Here is a 15,259-nt window from a genome sequence, read left to right as displayed (position 1 = left end):
GCAGGAGGCGTAGTACTTGCTACACCTACTGCGAATTATGCAAACAATACAAATGCAGGTACAGCAACAGCGAGCTACAGTTATGCAGGTGATGCGAACCATGAAGGATCAAGTGACAGCAAGAACTTTACGATTGGCAAAAAATCGGCTAGTATAACGCCGACTTCAACAAGTAAATCTTGTGGTCAGGCCGATCCAACATTTACCGGAACATTCAGCGGTTTTATAACCACCGACAATGTAACACCAACCTATACTAGGACAGCTGGCGAAACCGTGTTGGGCAGTCCATATACGATCAGTGCAACACTTACTGTAGCTGCGAGCGTGTTAAACAATTATGACGTTACGTACAACACAGCTCTGTTTACAATCAATGGCGTAACTATTGACGCATCGACAAGCAGTGCAACTGTTCCAATTGGACAAACAGCAAGATTAAAAGCCGTTGTGACTGACGGTGTGAATGGAGTAGAAGGGGTGGCCGTTAAGTTTGAAATCAAAAATTCTTCCGGCTCCATTATTCAAACAAAGAATACTACTTCAGGAGCGAATGGATTGATTGATATTCCTGCTGATGCATTGACATTAGGTGTATACCAGGTTATTGCAACTGCCGGAGCTGGATGTGGCACATCAACCGCATATATAACAATGTACGATGCAAACGAAAACTTTGTAACAGGTGGTGGCTGGATCAGTTCTCCTGCTGGTGCATTAACTGCAGATCCATTAGCAGTTGGTAAAGCAAACTTTGGGTTTGTATCGAAATACAAAAAAGGTAGTAGTCAGGTAGACGGTAATACTGAATTCCAGTTCCAGGCAGGTAATGTCAACTTCAAGAGCACCATGCATGAAAGTGGATCATTAGTGATCTCAGGTGGTAAGGCAACTTATCGTGGAACAGGAACTGTGAATGGTCTTACTGGCTACAAGTTCGTGATCGTTGCGATAGATGGTAATTGGAATAACGGAGTGAATCCTGATCGCTTCCGCATTAAGATTACAACCACAAGCGGCCAAACTGTATATGACAATCAAATGAACAGTGCAGAAAACGCAGACGATGCAACTGAGCTCGGCGGCGGGTCAATAGTAATCCACGAAGTGAAAAAGAAAACTTCCAACCGCATGGACGCACCAGCATTGGTTATAGCTACACAAGAGTTCAATGTCAAAGTCCTCGGCAACCCATCACTTACAACTTTCCGTTTGCAACTGCAAGGCAGCAACATGCAGGAGAAGTTTACTGTTAAAGTGGTGGACGTAAACGGACGATTGATTGAAGTGCAGCAGAATTTATTTGCAGGCCAGGTTATTGAACTTGGAAGCAAGTATACACAAGGAACTTACTTTGCAGAGGTGACGCAGGGAACAAACCGCAAGGTGGTGAAACTGGTTAAGATTTCGAGGGACTAATAAAAAGGGTAAGAGTAATCTTCAGTAAATTAAAGGCCGGTTGCGAAAGCAATCGGCCTTTTTTTCTTACATCGTATCACGATGATTTAACAATTGCTTTTGTGCGTTTACAACGTTCGCTGCAATACTTGACATCGTCCCAAACCTTTTCCCATTTCTTTCGCCAGCTGAATGGACGATTGCAAACAATGCAGGTCTTTTGCGGTAAATGCTTTTTCTTATGTGGCATATGACCACAACAAGATCAGGAGTAAAATGTTTTGTTACTGTAAAATTGAAATTGAAGAAAAAACACTTTGCGAAAGTGCTGAAGGCCGGATTATTAATTCATTCTTGAAACCAGGTTATTACTTCGCTTCAGGATGTAAATACGTTTATTTTCGAAGTAATCAGGACGACCGCTGCTGGTGTTAAGTATGGGCTTAAAATCATACTCGGTAAACAAACGAAAATTTCGTTCATTCACATGTTGCATTAACTCCTGGTTGTACTTCAATAAAAGATTAATAAAATGCCAGCTTAATTCATATCCCTTATAAGCAACATCCGAAGGACGTCCATTGGTGAGCGTTGTAAACTTGTGTGTGAAGTTAGAATATGCAACAGTACCTGTGTTGTAAAACGTTGCTGTATGGTAGATCGGTAAGTCTTTGTATTCCGTTTTTGTAAGATCCTTAATGCCATCCCAGGTTGGCATACCCATCAACTCTATATCATAGTTTTTACGAATAGTATTTGCTGCATGAACGAGTTTCATTCCAAATACTTCATCAAGTGAACCACAGATGATGAAATTGTTTTTTGTGCTGTCGAGATTTGAAGCCAGAACGTTCGTGGTAAAATCATCAGCTAATACAACGGTTTTCCATTTTAATAACTGTCCACCGCTGGCGTTTTTATTAAATGAATTAAAATAAGAAGCCAAACGATCTTCCTGTTGCCCCTTGCGACGTACATAAACAAGGTTTGAAGTTGGAACATTGCGCATAACGAAATTATAAATGGCTTCGCAATGAACAGGCAAAGTAGAATTAACGATCAACGTAAAAGGATTGTTTGTAACACCACCATCATTTGGAAAAGTAGCCGAAACAAAAGGAATGTTTTTCAGCAACGCAAGATCGGCCAATGAACGATAATCGGTACCACTTACAGAACCGATCATCAGGTCTAACGAATCAAAAATATTTCTGGAATGAAGAGTGGTGATGCTTTGATCGTAAGAACGAATATCGTACACCGTTACTTCAAGATTCTTATTGCTGTTACTGAGCGAATCAACTGCTAGCAAAGCGCCTTGCACAAAATCAAGGCCGGGCAATATATGCCTTGGCATTTGGTTGGTGAACTTATAAGTAGTGCCATCAAAAGATGAATCTAAATAAAGGTTGGCGAAAATACCCACACGGTATTTTTTTCCTCCATCCTGCGCCTGAACAGCAACAGTTGTGGCGATCAAAACAAATGCAAATAAAAGTTTTTTCATGTGTGAGCTATTATTGAATTTGGCCACATGGAGTCGTCAAAACAAAATATTCATAACCAATGGGCATAAAAATGAATAGATGTTTTAACTCATTTTATATCACTGGATGCAAAGAGAGATGATTATTCCCACTCGATGGTTGCAGGCGGTTTGCTGCTGATATCGTACACCACACGGTTAATACCTCTTACTTTGTTGATGATCTCATTCGAAATATGTGCCAGAAATTCGTAAGGCAGGTGAGCCCAGTCGGCTGTCATACCATCAACAGAAGTAACTGCTCTTAGTGCTAAAGTAAATTCATAAGTACGTTCATCGCCCATTACACCTACACTTTGCACAGGTAACAGAATGGCGCCTGCCTGCCATACTTTATCGTAAAGATTATGTTCTTTCAATCCATTAATAAAAATGGCATCGGCACGTTGCAACAGATCAACTTTATCTTCTGTTATCTCACCTAAAATGCGAATTGCTAAGCCGGGGCCGGGGAAAGGGTGACGATTCAACAGGTCAGCAGGAATGCCAAGTTCTGCACCAACACGTCTTACTTCATCTTTAAATAAATAACGGAGAGGTTCTACCAGTTCAAGCTTCATTGTATCAGGTAATCCACCAACGTTATGATGCGATTTGATAGTAACTGAAGGACCATGCACACTTACACTTTCAATTACGTCGGGATAAATGGTTCCTTGTCCGAGTAATTCAACGCCTTCAATGTTATGTGCTTCACGGTCGAACACTTCAATGAACGTGCCGCCGATAATTTTTCTTTTTTCTTCTGGATTGCTTTTGCCCGCCAACTTGGTATAAAAATGTTCACGTGCATCAACACCTTTTACATTCAAACCAATGGTTGCATATGTATCAAGCACCTGTTGAAATTCATCTTTACGTAACACACCGTTGTCAACAAAAATGCCCGAAAGGTTTTTGCCAATTGCTTTATGAATCAAGGTAGCAGCAACGGTTGAATCAACACCACCGCTCAATGCCATGATCACTTTGCGATCACCAATCTGTTTCTTTAATGATTCCACTGTTTCCGTTACAAAAGAAGCAGGAGTCCACTCGCCTTTGCAGCCGCATATATCTACGAGGAAGTTTTTGAGTATTTTTTTTCCTTCAGTTGAATGATAAACTTCGGGATGGAATTGTAAGCCGTACAAAGGATGATCATAAGTTCCGTTTGCACGAAATGCTGCAACAGGGATTGATTCTGTAACGGCCATTATCTCGAAATCCTTCGGCAATTCGAGAATGGTATCGGCATGGCTCATCCATACCTGCGAAGTTTCGCTCACCCCATTTAATAATACATCGTCTTCTTTTTTGCTGAGGATGGCACGGCCATATTCACGCTTTTCACTTTTTTCAACCCGTCCGCCCAATTGCTTGGCTGTTAATTGTGCCCCGTAACAAATGCCCAGAACCGGCAACGATTTGGTGAGCAGTTCCACATCCACATTCGGAGCTTTCTCATCGTTTACCGAAAAAGGACTGCCGGAAAGTATGACGCCTTTCAGGAATTCGTCTTTTACAACCGGTTTGTGATAAGGAACAATTTCGCAGTAAACATTTGCTTCACGTACTGCACGGGCTATCAGCTGGGTATATTGCGAGCCAAAATCGAGGATGAGAATCTTTTCTGTCATTTGCGGCGAAGGTAACAAAAAAGCCCTCATGCCCCGAAAGTGAGAAAGCTTTCATGGGGAAAACATCTGTTCGTGTCATTTTTTTCTTACATATCTTTTGTTTTACATTTGTCGGGCTCCGGCTTTAACCTTTATATCCGCATATCGGGCTGCTTGTAACCTTACGGGTTTGCATACGTCTCATTGTGTGGTTTTATCATACCATTAAACCAAAAAAACAACATGCGCACAAAATTTTTCTACGGAGCTATTCTATTCATTATTTCAGGAGTTCTGTTTAGTTCATGTACAACAAGGCGAGTGAAAGGCAATGGCGAAATTGTTAAGCAGGATCGCAAAGAAAATTCATTTCATTCAGTGAAAGTGGCAGGAGCGTTCGATGTGTATTTCTCCCAGGCCGATGAGCAGGAGATAATTATTGAAGCTGACGAAAACCTGTTACGTTACATTGAAACACGTGTGGAAGATGGCGTACTTCGCATCCGTACAAAAAGCGGCAGAAATCTTCGTCCAACGCAGGGTATGAAAGTGTATATCAAAGCATCGAAATATAAGAGCCTGAGTATTGCAGGCAGTGGCAACCTTGTTGCGGAAACAAAGATCAGTTCATCAGAAAAGATCAAGATGAGTATTGCAGGCAGCGGTGATATTAAATTACAGGAAATTGATGCGCCGCAGGTGGGTGTAAATATTTCCGGGAGTGGAAAGGCAGAAGGTTTTGGCAATACACGTGACCTTGATATTGATGTGGCCGGTAGTGGCGATGTGATGATGAAAGAACTGAAAGCTGAGAATGCTAAGATCAGCATTGCAGGTTCGGGTAATGTGTGGGTATTTGCCAGTATGAAACTTGATGTGCGTGTGGCCGGCGGAGGTGATATTCATTATTATGGTAATCCTCCAACCATAAACTCAAAGCTGGCCGGATCGGGCAACCTGATCAAGGAATAGGAATTGTAAGAGATTTGTTATAAAAATTGAACTGAACTTTTTAAGGCACGGAAGCGACCTATTCAAATCCTGCCGCTCGAGCCGACGCATTAACTTTGTGTCGGCTCCGTTTTTAGATCCATTCCGAAAAAACGATAGTCCGTCCACTGAAAGCGATTGTTTGAACCCTTTTGTAAAATTCATTTATATACCCGTTTGAGAACTTGATTTGTAATGATGTTTTTGGATTAATGGAAGTCCTCCGTGTTACGGGGGATTTTTCATTTATTCCCTCTCTGGAGGGGTTGGGGTGGGTTATAGATAATTCTTGGAAACGTAGAATGAAGAGAATACTACTTTCTATAAAATTCAGCCAATGCCTTTGGTGCCACACTGCAGTAAGCTGATGTAAGTGCATCTTTCAGCAATTCCTTTTTTATTTTCCTGAGGTCGATGAGTGTCCAGCCCTGTTGGCCCCATTTGTTTGGTACAGGCCAAATGAGTGTTTTATCAATGAGGCAATAAACCGATTGATCAGTTTCAGAAAACTTTACGCAGGCAATGTTCTTTGCTTCATCGAGTATAACAAATATTTTCTTTTTTACACGAAACGATGCTTTTTCAAAATGTGGTTGCTCGGTTACTTCTGCAAAAGAAAGCGCCAGTTCACGAAAGGTTTTAAGCGAGATCATAGCATAAGGTACATCTTCAAAAGAAAAAACAGAAGACGTTCGTAACCTTTCTCTTCCATTCAGCGTATAATGTTAAAATAGCTAAGCGGTTACAGTAGTTGTTTGCAGGTAATGAAGTAAAAGTGAGTGTCGCTATTTTTGTTTTGTATTAAACCTTATGTCATCATCATCATTACCGGTAACGCTATTAGTTGCCGCAGTTATGTTATTAACTGTGGGCAACATCAGGGCACAACAAGTTGCCGGTAAAGATTCATTAAAAGCAGTGCTGGGCTACGGCAATCAAAAAACTACGGCTGACAACCCCTTCAACCGTGATCCGGTCATTGTAACAGACAGTGCAGATTTTATTCTTCCATTCAGCCGTGCAGGAAATCTTATTCTGATCAAAGCAAAAGCCGACGCCATTGAAGGAAGTTTTATTCTTGACACTGGTGCGCCGGGTTTAATTCTTAACATGACTTATTTCAGAGATTACCCGGTAACTGAAAGTTATGGGGGAGAGGAAAGTGGTGGTATTACAGGTTCTGTATCTGGATATGGGCATACCCTTATAAAAAAGCTGACGTTTGGTGCAGTAAATTATTTTAAAGTAGAAGCCGATCGTATCAACCTTGGTCATATCGAAAACAGTAAGGGTATTAAGATATTTGGATTATTAGGCGTGCAGCTGTTCAAACAGTTTGAAATGATCATTGATTATGAGAACAGTGTTATTCATCTGCACCATGTAACTAAAAAAGACGGGAAACAATACCGTCACGAGATGCTTGCCGATACTTCAACGTATTCTGAGTTTCCTATTGATCTGGTACAGAACAAAATTCTTGTTTACGGCAAAGTCGGTTCCAAAAAACTCACCTTTCTTGTTGATACAGGAGCTGAATCAAATGTGATCGATAGCCGTTTATCTGAAAACGTGTTGGACAACGTGGCGATCACAAGGCGGATGGTTTTGAATGGTGCAGGGAATAAAAAAGTGGATGCCTTGTATGGTGATATGAGTAACCTGAAGATGGGTGAAAGGTCTATCACAAGTATGCCCGTGCTTGTAACCAATCTTGCAAAAATGTGTTATGCTTATGATAAGTGTTTGGATGGAATGTTGGGCTTCGATTTCCTTTCCCTGCACAAAATTGGATTTAACTTTGTAAAGCGTAAGATGTATATATGGAAATGATGCGGAACATATCTTTATTAACTGGTTTACGGAAGCTGTTACTGCCCCTGTTACTGCTGCTGTTTGTATGTAGTAGCGTACAGGCACAACCGCCCATTAAATCGTTCGTGGTAAAGAAGGGGCATATCTATGTTACGCTCAGTAAGAATTTAGCCACTGTATCGTTGGATAGTTTTATAGTACAATACAATCTGCAGGAACTTGATCTTAAAAATTTCCTCAAAAGCAATCGCCCCGATTCATTATTTAAATTGGGCTGGGAGGTTGTGCTCAACAACGGCGAAATGCTGGTGCTGAGCAAGAACATGTGGCCGGCAGATAAACTGAATGATCCTGTTGAAAAGATATTGCTGGCACAAAAGCATAACAGTGACGGTTATGTCAATAAAGAACCGCAGTATGGTATAAACAAGTTTGTGAGAAAATATCCGTTTGATGTAAAAGATTCATTGGTGACGTTTTTCTTCAGGGGTAATACCAATGCATGGAAAGTAATGCTTGCAGGAACATTTAACAATTGGGATCCTGCTGCTTTGGCAATGAAAAAAGTGGACAGTGGATGGATCGCTGTTGTAAAACTGGCGCCTGGTAAGCACTACTATAAATTTATTGTTGATGATAATTGGACTGTTGATAAGGATAATGCTCTTGTAGAGAACGACGGCGAAGGCAATGATAATTCTGTTTACTTTAAAACGAATTATGTGTTTAGGCTGGCCGGTAATATCAATGCTAAGAAAGTGATCGTTTCAGGTAGCTTTAATAACTGGGATGAAAATGAAGTGCAACTTGAACGTTGGGGCGGTGGCTGGTTAAAACATATTTATCTCGCAGAGGGCACACACACCTACCGTTTTATTGCTGATGGTAATTGGTTTGCTGATCCGGCAAATACAGAACAATATCCAAATGAGTTTGGAGAAACCAATTCAGTGATTTGTATGGGTATGCCGCATGTGTTTTTTTTAAAGGGAAATCTCAACGCCAGGAAAGTAATGTTGATGGGTTCCTTCAATCAATGGCGCAATTATGAATTGCAAATGCGCAAGACAGATAGCGGCTGGGTGTTTCCCTATGTGCTGGGGCATGGCAACTATGAATATACTTTTGATATAGATGGCCGAAAGCCGGTTGATGCAATAACAGGTAAAGAAAAGCCCAATGAAACATTGATCCTTTCACCTAATTATACTTTCCGGTTGAAAGGTTACAGCAATGCCAAACGTGTAACTCTGGCAGGTAGTTTTAATAATTGGTCTCCGGGTTCTTTTGCCATGCACAGAGAAGGCGATGAATGGGTGATAGAACAACATCTTTTACCCGGCAAGCATATGTACAAATTTGTTGTAGATGGCAAATGGATCGTTGACCCTGCCAACGAATTACGAGAGCCGAATGAATTTGGCGAAGAGAATTCAGTGATGTGGGTGAGGGAGTAGGAGGTATGTTAATAAAGTTTCCGTTTAAGTTCCGCTCCTTCCATGTTAAATACTTGTTCTAAAATTAGCTTTCCTTGCTGTCCATAAACAGTTCGTGTCAGATATTCATTTTTAGAATTGTTTTGGCATCGGTAGTACTTTAATTGAGTAATAAGAAAATCATTTTTGTCAAATGATCTAAAGGTTACATGACATGTAGTTGAAATTGAATCAGTCCTTACAATTCGATTCAGTAACTCTTGAATTGTTTCGTCTTGATAATAGAAAAAAACATTTGTTTCTTCGTTTGCTTTTTGCTTATTTGAATGGCAACATGTAAATAAAACCAAAAGACCCAATACTGAAATGTATTTCATTTACGATTATATAAGGTTTTATACCTGGATGGCTTAAAGTCACTAACTCATTTATTTCCCACACGCATACTTTATCCCGCCCAACAAATGTTTCAAAAAGTTTTCTTCTTTGTACGATTCATCGGTATGTCCTAATGCTGTATAAAAAGCACGACCACCATCGAACTGGTGATACCATGCCATGGGATGATAAGCGCCTTCTTTGCCACCTTGATAGCTGCTTTCGTCAATGGTCATCAACACTTTTACATCATTGTTCCTGCTTTTGTAATTATACCATTCATCAAAACGTTCCCATGTAGTTGGTAAATGTTTAGTGGAAGCATGCTTATGATCAGTAATGGTGAGTTTTGCTTTTTGTTGTTTAGGATGACTTAAAAAATAAGCACCTACCAATTTGTTGTACCAGGGCCAATCATATTCCGTATCGGCTGCTGCATGAATACCAACAAATCCTTTACCTGTTCTAATATAATCTTCGAATGCTTTCTGTTGTTCATCATTTAAAATATTGCCGGTTGTGCTCAGGAATACAACAGCGTCGTATTCCTTTAACTTGCTAGCTGTAAAAAAACTTGCATCTTCTGTTGTATCTACAAGGAAATTATTCTGTTTACCCATCAGCAGCAAGGCTTCTTTCCCTTTCGGAATAGATGCATGACGAAAAGCAGCTGTTTTTGCAAATACTAAGATCTTTTTCTTTTGTTTAGTAGTGGCGGAAGCAATAAGTATCGGCAGACTAATCAGAAGCAAGCAATAAATAAAACGCATAAATAGATTAATTGAAGTCAAAAATAATTATTTCACTCTATAAACCGGGTAACGCAAATGCATCGGCTCGTAATAGGGTGAGTTTTGAAAAACGAAGTTAAGCTGTGCACTTCCATTTTTTGCAAAGGCTGTATCCGTCGCCCTGCGTTCTTCCAGTTTTTGTTTTACTGCAGGATTTTGTTTTAAAAACTCTTCAGCTGTTTCTTCAAACACATAACTGCTATAACCTTCTTTTTGACCAAGAATACCATCAAAGAAATTCCAGGCAAAATAACTGTCGTCACCTGTTGGTTCTAATACTTCCATAATAAAACGATTTGCTTTTTGATTCATGGGTATGATCCAATCGCCTTTACGGAATTTCATTTGCTGAACAGATTTACTTGTTTTCACTTCTGAATTTAAGTGATGCCCTTCATACGGACGGGGAGAGGTTTTATAATCATCAATACGATACACTTCTACTTCAAATATCGAATCTTTTTTCAACTGCCGCATCTGCACTTTATTGATCTGCAACAAGTCGATCACCTTCCACCAGCCTTGCGGAATAACATAAGCTGTCGGCTTATCGATCATCGTTTTGGGCGTAAAAAAATTGTAGAACTTGATTTGTTTTTCAAAACGTTTGTTGCGATCGTAAAACAAGCGGGGCTGACCGGAAATATTACTCGGCTTTCGTCCTGCTTCATATCCTTTGTATAAAATCTCAGAATAACGGCTGCGGTCAAGTGTAAAACCAACAGGAAATTGTTGCTGTGTTAATTGTTCTTTTTGTTGCTGTGCCCGTAGTTGTTTAATGGTTGTTTGGTTAGCTGCTGCAAACTCCATCATACTCAGCATGAGTTGATAAGTTGCATCCACTCTTTGCGGATAAGGCTTGAGCATATGCGTTTCAGGTACAAATGCAAACGTATTAAAGAGTGATGCATAACCGCTGCTGTAACGTGGCCCATCCCAATACGCACTCCAACCTGTTTCAGGACTATCGCCAAAATTATTTACATAGGGCAGGAGATCGTAGCCTTTTGCCTTCATGCTTTTGTAAATAGCGGGTTCAAAAGTTTGGTTTAGATATTCACCCAATTTACCACCCAACTTATTATGTTGCGACGTAAGCAAAGTCATTACATGCTGGTAATCGGCGCCATTGCTTACATGGTTGTCAATAAAAATATCGGGCTGCACTAAATGAAAGATCTGTGCAAAACTTCTCGCTTCTTTTGAATCATTCTTGATAAAATCACGATTCAGATCCAGGTTTTGTGAGTTGCCACGAAAACCTTTTTCTGTTGGGCCATCCTGGCTTACACGATAAAATGAACTGCGGTTTAAACTTCCACCAATATTATAAACAGGAATAACGGCGAGAACTACATTGGCAGGTAACACACGTTTCTTTTGAATAATATCTTTTACCAATGAAATACTGGCATCAATACCATCTGGTTCACCGGGATGAATACCATTGTTAATCAGGATCACCACTTTATTTTTCTGCTGCCATTGTTCAGGTTTAAATGTTTGATCACTGCTTACGAGCACTAAATGCAAAGGTTCGTTGGCATCCGTTGAACCCATCGTCATCATTGAAACAATCGGAGAAACCTTATCGATCTGTTTCCATGCCTCAACTGCTTCATAGTATGTAACGCTTTCTTTTCCTTTTGAAGTTTCGTAACGTGTAACGGGAAGTTGGGCGATAGAAGCGACAGTAATAAGAGTGAACAGGGCAACGAACAACTTTCTCATGTGTTGATGGATCAGTTAAATAAATAATTCAGTTAAACCCTAAAGTAACGAGTATAGTCGCAGCAACCTCAGGCAGAACAGTTTTTTTATTTAATCGGGAAATGGAGGGGATAGATAAACGAAAAAACCCACCTTTTCAGGTGGGTTGGAAAATATCGTTCAATTGATTGTGTACGATTATGCTAACGCATTCACTTTCTTGGTAAGCTTGCTCTTTAAGTTAGCAGCTTTGTTCTTGTGAATAACGCCACGCTTCGCCAGTTTGTCGATCATGGAAGCAACAGCTGGTAATTGCTCACCTGCTTCTTTTCCAGTAGCGATCGCCTGCAGATCACGGATGGCATTACGTGTAGTTTTGCCATAATAACGGTTACGATCCCTGCGGGTTGCACTCTGACGAACATCTTTTTTGGTAGCCTTATGATTTGCCATATCTTATTTTTTCGGACGGCAAAGGTAGGGGAAAAATTCAAATTTCATCGGATGCCTGCCAGAATTTTTAGCAGGATTTTTTTCGTTTTACCCCATTTTAAGTGAGTTTGTGGATAAAACGGGAGTGAAGCTGGTTTTACCTGCATTCTTTACGCAAACGTTCCCATGATAAAACGAAAGCGTGAAATGCAAATATAATGACCTGTTATCATTCGTTTGCATGAACATGTGTTCGTTCTAAATGCCTGTGAACTAGTGCAAAAATGACAAAATCAGGCAAGTTCTCTGATCTGCCTTTGATCAAAACCACCGATATTTGTGCTCCTTTAAAGAAGTTACGATCATCAACCTCCAACATGAAAGATTTTCAATACATAACCGCCTCTCATCCCCAGTATATCGAAAGCCTCTATTCCGATTTTATAAAAGACCCTAACAGCGTTGATCCCGAAATGAAGAAATTCTTTGAAGGCTTTGATTTTGCTGTGGGTAATGGAAGCACAAATGGTGCGTCCTCAGCTGCCGTTCCAACTACTGGTACTTCTTCTTCCGGGGTTGACTGGATGCGTGAGATCATGGCTTACCGTATGATCCTTGGTTACCGCAATAAAGGTCATTTGTTGGCAAAAACAAATCCTATTCGCAAACGGAAAGATCGTGGAGCAAATATTGAGTTGGCTTTTTATGGTTTCAGCGAAGCAGATCTTGATAAAGAATTTCATGCAGGTCAGTTGATCGGTTTGGGTAAAACAACCTTGCGCAATATTCAACAACACATGGAGAAATGCTATGCATCGCATGTTGGTGTTGAATTTAAATACATCAGCGATCAAACAAAAGTTGATTTTCTTACCAATGCATTTGAAAAAGAATTTCATCAGCCGCTTCCATTAAACAAACGCAAACGTGTGTTGGAAAAACTGAACCAGGGTGTAATGTTTGAAAAATTTCTTCACACAAAATACATTGGTCAAAAGCGTTTTTCATTGGAAGGTGGTGAAACAACGATAGCAGCATTGGATGCCATCATTAATACGTCTGCCAATCATGACGTACAAGAGGTAGTGATTGGTATGGCCCATCGTGGCCGATTAAATGTATTGGCAAATATCATGGGCAAAACCTATGAACAAATATTCAGTGAGTTTGAAGGCACAGCTAAGATGGATCAAACCATGGGTAGTGGCGATGTAAAATATCACATGGGTTATGGTAGTGAAGTGGAAACATTAGATGGCAAAACCGTTCACCTGAAGTTGATGCCTAATCCTTCGCATCTTGAGGCTGTAGATCCGGTTGTGGTTGGTTTCAGTCGTGCAAAGGCTGATATCATGTACAAAAGTAATTTCGATAAAATACTTCCGATATTGATTCATGGTGATGCTTCTGTTGCAGGGCAAGGTGTGGTATATGAAGTATTGCAGATGAGTTTCCTCAAAGGTTATTACACAGGGGGAACTATTCATTTTGTGATCAATAACCAGATTGGATTTACAACTGATTTTAATGATGCACGCAGTGCTGATTATTGTACCTCATTAGCATCAATGGTGCAGGCACCTGTGTTTCATGTAAATGGGGATGATGCTGAAGCTGTAGTGAAATGTGTTGAGATCGCTACACGTTACCGCCAGGAGTTTAATAGTGATGTATTTATAGATATGGTTTGTTATCGTAAACATGGTCACAACGAAGGTGATGATCCAAAGTTTACTCAACCCCATTTATATGCACTGATTGATAAGCATCCGAATCCACGTGAAGTTTACACTAATTATTTATTGGAGAATGGTGAGCCCGATGCAAAGGAACTGGCTAAGGAAATGGAAAAGAAATTCTGGAGCGATCTGCAGGAACGTCTTGATGAAGTAAAACAAAATCCACTGCCTTATCATTACCAGGCTCCGGAACTTGCATGGAAAAGTTTGCGCAGAGCAACGGCAGATGATTTTTTACAATCGCCTGTAACAGCAATTAAAGATGCTGACTTTGATAAAATATTTTCTTCGATCATGAAATGGCCCGATGATTTTAAGCCATTGAAGAAAGTGGAAAAGATCATACAGGATAAACTGAAATTATATAACGACGAGAAGAAAGTTGATTGGGCAACAGCGGAGTTGATGGCTTATGCCAGTTTGATGCTCGAAGGAAATGATGTGCGTATGAGCGGTCAGGATGTTCGTCGTGGTACGTTCTCTCACCGTCATGCAATTTTGCGTGATGAAGTAACCGATAAAGCATACAATCGTCTTGCACATATTGATGGTGCTGAAGGTCATTTCCGTATTTATAATTCATTGTTAAGCGAATACGGTGTACTTGGCTTTGAATATGGTTATGCTATGGCAAACCCAAATGCATTGGTATTGTGGGAGGCACAGTTTGGTGATTTCTGTAATGGTGCCCAAACAATGATCGATCAGTTTATTGCTGCAGGTGAACAGAAGTGGAACCGAATGAATGGTGTTACGATGTTGTTGCCGCATGGCTACGAAGGACAAGGACCTGAACATAGCAGCGCAAGAATGGAACGTTTCCTGCAAATGTGTGCGGAGTTGAATATGGTAGTAACAAATATTACAACCGCATCTAACTTTTTCCATGCATTGCGCCGTCAATTGGCATGGTCGTTCCGTAAGCCATTGATCAATTTTGCACCAAAAGCAAATCTTCGTCACGCCGGTACTTATTCTTTGAAAGAAGAATTTTTAAATGGTGGTTTTAAAGAAGTGATCGATGATCCAACAAATCCGGAAGCGGCACAAGTGAAGAAAGTATTTTTCTGCAGTGGCAAAATGTATTTTGATTTAGCAGAGCGTAAAGCAAAAGATAATCGTAATGATGTGGCTATTGTTCGTGTGGAGCAAATCTATCCTTTACCTGTTCAACAGTTAACAGCTTTGTATAATAAATACAGCAAAGCAACCTGGTTTTGGGTTCAGGAAGAGCCACTTAACATGGGCGCTGCATCATTCCTGCAAATGAATTTGAAAGAGATTAACTATGGTGTCATCAGCAGGCAGGCTTCAGCATCCACTGCAACCGGTTTCAATAAAGTGCACCAGCAGGAGCAGGCCGAGATAATAGATACGGCATTTAGTATTTAAATTACATCCTCATAATAAACGATCTTAGGCAAAC

The 15,259-nt window shown here is 40.3% G+C and carries 12 protein-coding genes; 5 read left to right on the top strand and 7 right to left on the bottom strand.

The window, feature by feature from the left end; all coding sequences use genetic code 11:
• Positions 1 to 1,419: MBG domain-containing protein (locus tag ACO1QW_RS01765; RefSeq protein ID WP_486255122.1), on the top strand; the 1,419-nt coding region annotated here is incomplete at its 5' end.
• Between the two features lie 76 nt (positions 1,420 to 1,495).
• Here ACO1QW_RS01765 and ACO1QW_RS01760 read toward each other — a convergent pair.
• The 3 genes from ACO1QW_RS01760 to guaA all read right to left on the bottom strand — a co-directional run bounded on the left by ACO1QW_RS01760 (position 1,496) and on the right by guaA (position 4,563).
• Positions 1,496 to 1,648, bottom strand: a complete 153-nt coding sequence (locus ACO1QW_RS01760) for a DUF2256 domain-containing protein (protein WP_486255120.1) — start codon at positions 1,646 to 1,648, stop codon at positions 1,496 to 1,498.
• Positions 1,649 to 1,741: 93 nt separating this feature from the next.
• Positions 1,742 to 2,905, bottom strand: coding sequence for a hypothetical protein (locus tag ACO1QW_RS01755; RefSeq protein WP_486255118.1), 1,164 nt, complete (start codon positions 2,903 to 2,905; stop codon positions 1,742 to 1,744).
• Positions 2,906 to 3,027: 122 nt separating this feature from the next.
• On the bottom strand, positions 3,028 to 4,563 hold the full coding sequence (guaA, locus tag ACO1QW_RS01750; protein ID WP_486255116.1) for a glutamine-hydrolyzing GMP synthase: 1,536 nt from the start codon (positions 4,561 to 4,563) through the stop codon (positions 3,028 to 3,030).
• Between the two features lie 222 nt (positions 4,564 to 4,785).
• Here guaA and ACO1QW_RS01745 point away from each other — a divergent pair, with 222 nt between their 5' ends.
• On the top strand, positions 4,786 to 5,514 hold the full coding sequence (locus ACO1QW_RS01745; RefSeq protein ID WP_486255114.1) for a head GIN domain-containing protein: 729 nt from the start codon (positions 4,786 to 4,788) through the stop codon (positions 5,512 to 5,514).
• Between the two features lie 332 nt (positions 5,515 to 5,846).
• Here ACO1QW_RS01745 and ACO1QW_RS01740 read toward each other — a convergent pair whose 3' ends face one another.
• On the bottom strand, positions 5,847 to 6,185 hold the full coding sequence (locus ACO1QW_RS01740) for an MmcQ/YjbR family DNA-binding protein (RefSeq protein WP_486255112.1): 339 nt from the start codon (positions 6,183 to 6,185) through the stop codon (positions 5,847 to 5,849).
• A 157-nt stretch (positions 6,186 to 6,342) separates the two neighbouring features.
• Here ACO1QW_RS01740 and ACO1QW_RS01735 point away from each other — a divergent pair, with 157 nt between their 5' ends.
• Both ACO1QW_RS01735 and ACO1QW_RS01730 read left to right on the top strand, forming a co-directional pair.
• The gene (locus tag ACO1QW_RS01735; protein WP_486255110.1) at positions 6,343 to 7,365 is read left to right on the top strand and encodes an aspartyl protease family protein; all 1,023 of its coding nucleotides are present in this window, start codon (positions 6,343 to 6,345) and stop codon (positions 7,363 to 7,365) included.
• Positions 7,362 to 8,804, top strand: a complete 1,443-nt coding sequence (locus ACO1QW_RS01730; RefSeq protein WP_486255108.1) for a hypothetical protein — start codon at positions 7,362 to 7,364, stop codon at positions 8,802 to 8,804. The genes ACO1QW_RS01735 and ACO1QW_RS01730 overlap by 4 nt, the downstream gene beginning before the upstream one ends.
• A 407-nt stretch (positions 8,805 to 9,211) precedes the next feature.
• Here the strand turns inward: ACO1QW_RS01730 and ACO1QW_RS01725 are convergent, their stop codons facing one another.
• From ACO1QW_RS01725 to rpsT, 3 genes are all read right to left on the bottom strand, one after another.
• Positions 9,212 to 9,931, bottom strand: coding sequence for a ThuA domain-containing protein (locus ACO1QW_RS01725; protein WP_486255107.1), 720 nt, complete (start codon positions 9,929 to 9,931; stop codon positions 9,212 to 9,214).
• Between the two features lie 27 nt (positions 9,932 to 9,958).
• Complete coding sequence (locus tag ACO1QW_RS01720; RefSeq protein ID WP_486255106.1) at positions 9,959 to 11,683, bottom strand: M14 family metallopeptidase; 1,725 nt, start codon at positions 11,681 to 11,683, stop codon at positions 9,959 to 9,961.
• A 177-nt stretch (positions 11,684 to 11,860) separates the two neighbouring features.
• Positions 11,861 to 12,115 (bottom strand): 30S ribosomal protein S20, encoded by a 255-nt coding sequence (gene rpsT / locus ACO1QW_RS01715; RefSeq protein ID WP_486255105.1) that lies wholly within the window; start codon positions 12,113 to 12,115, stop codon positions 11,861 to 11,863.
• 356 nt (positions 12,116 to 12,471) lie between these two features.
• Here rpsT and ACO1QW_RS01710 point away from each other — a divergent pair, with 356 nt between their 5' ends.
• Positions 12,472 to 15,225, top strand: coding sequence for a 2-oxoglutarate dehydrogenase E1 component (locus ACO1QW_RS01710; RefSeq protein ID WP_486255124.1), 2,754 nt, complete (start codon positions 12,472 to 12,474; stop codon positions 15,223 to 15,225).
• Positions 15,226 to 15,259: the final 34 nt, after the last annotated feature.

Source organism: Lacibacter sp. (assembly GCF_057361365.1).
Note: the sequence above shows the minus strand (reverse complement) of the source record. Positions and strands in the feature narration are given on the sequence as shown.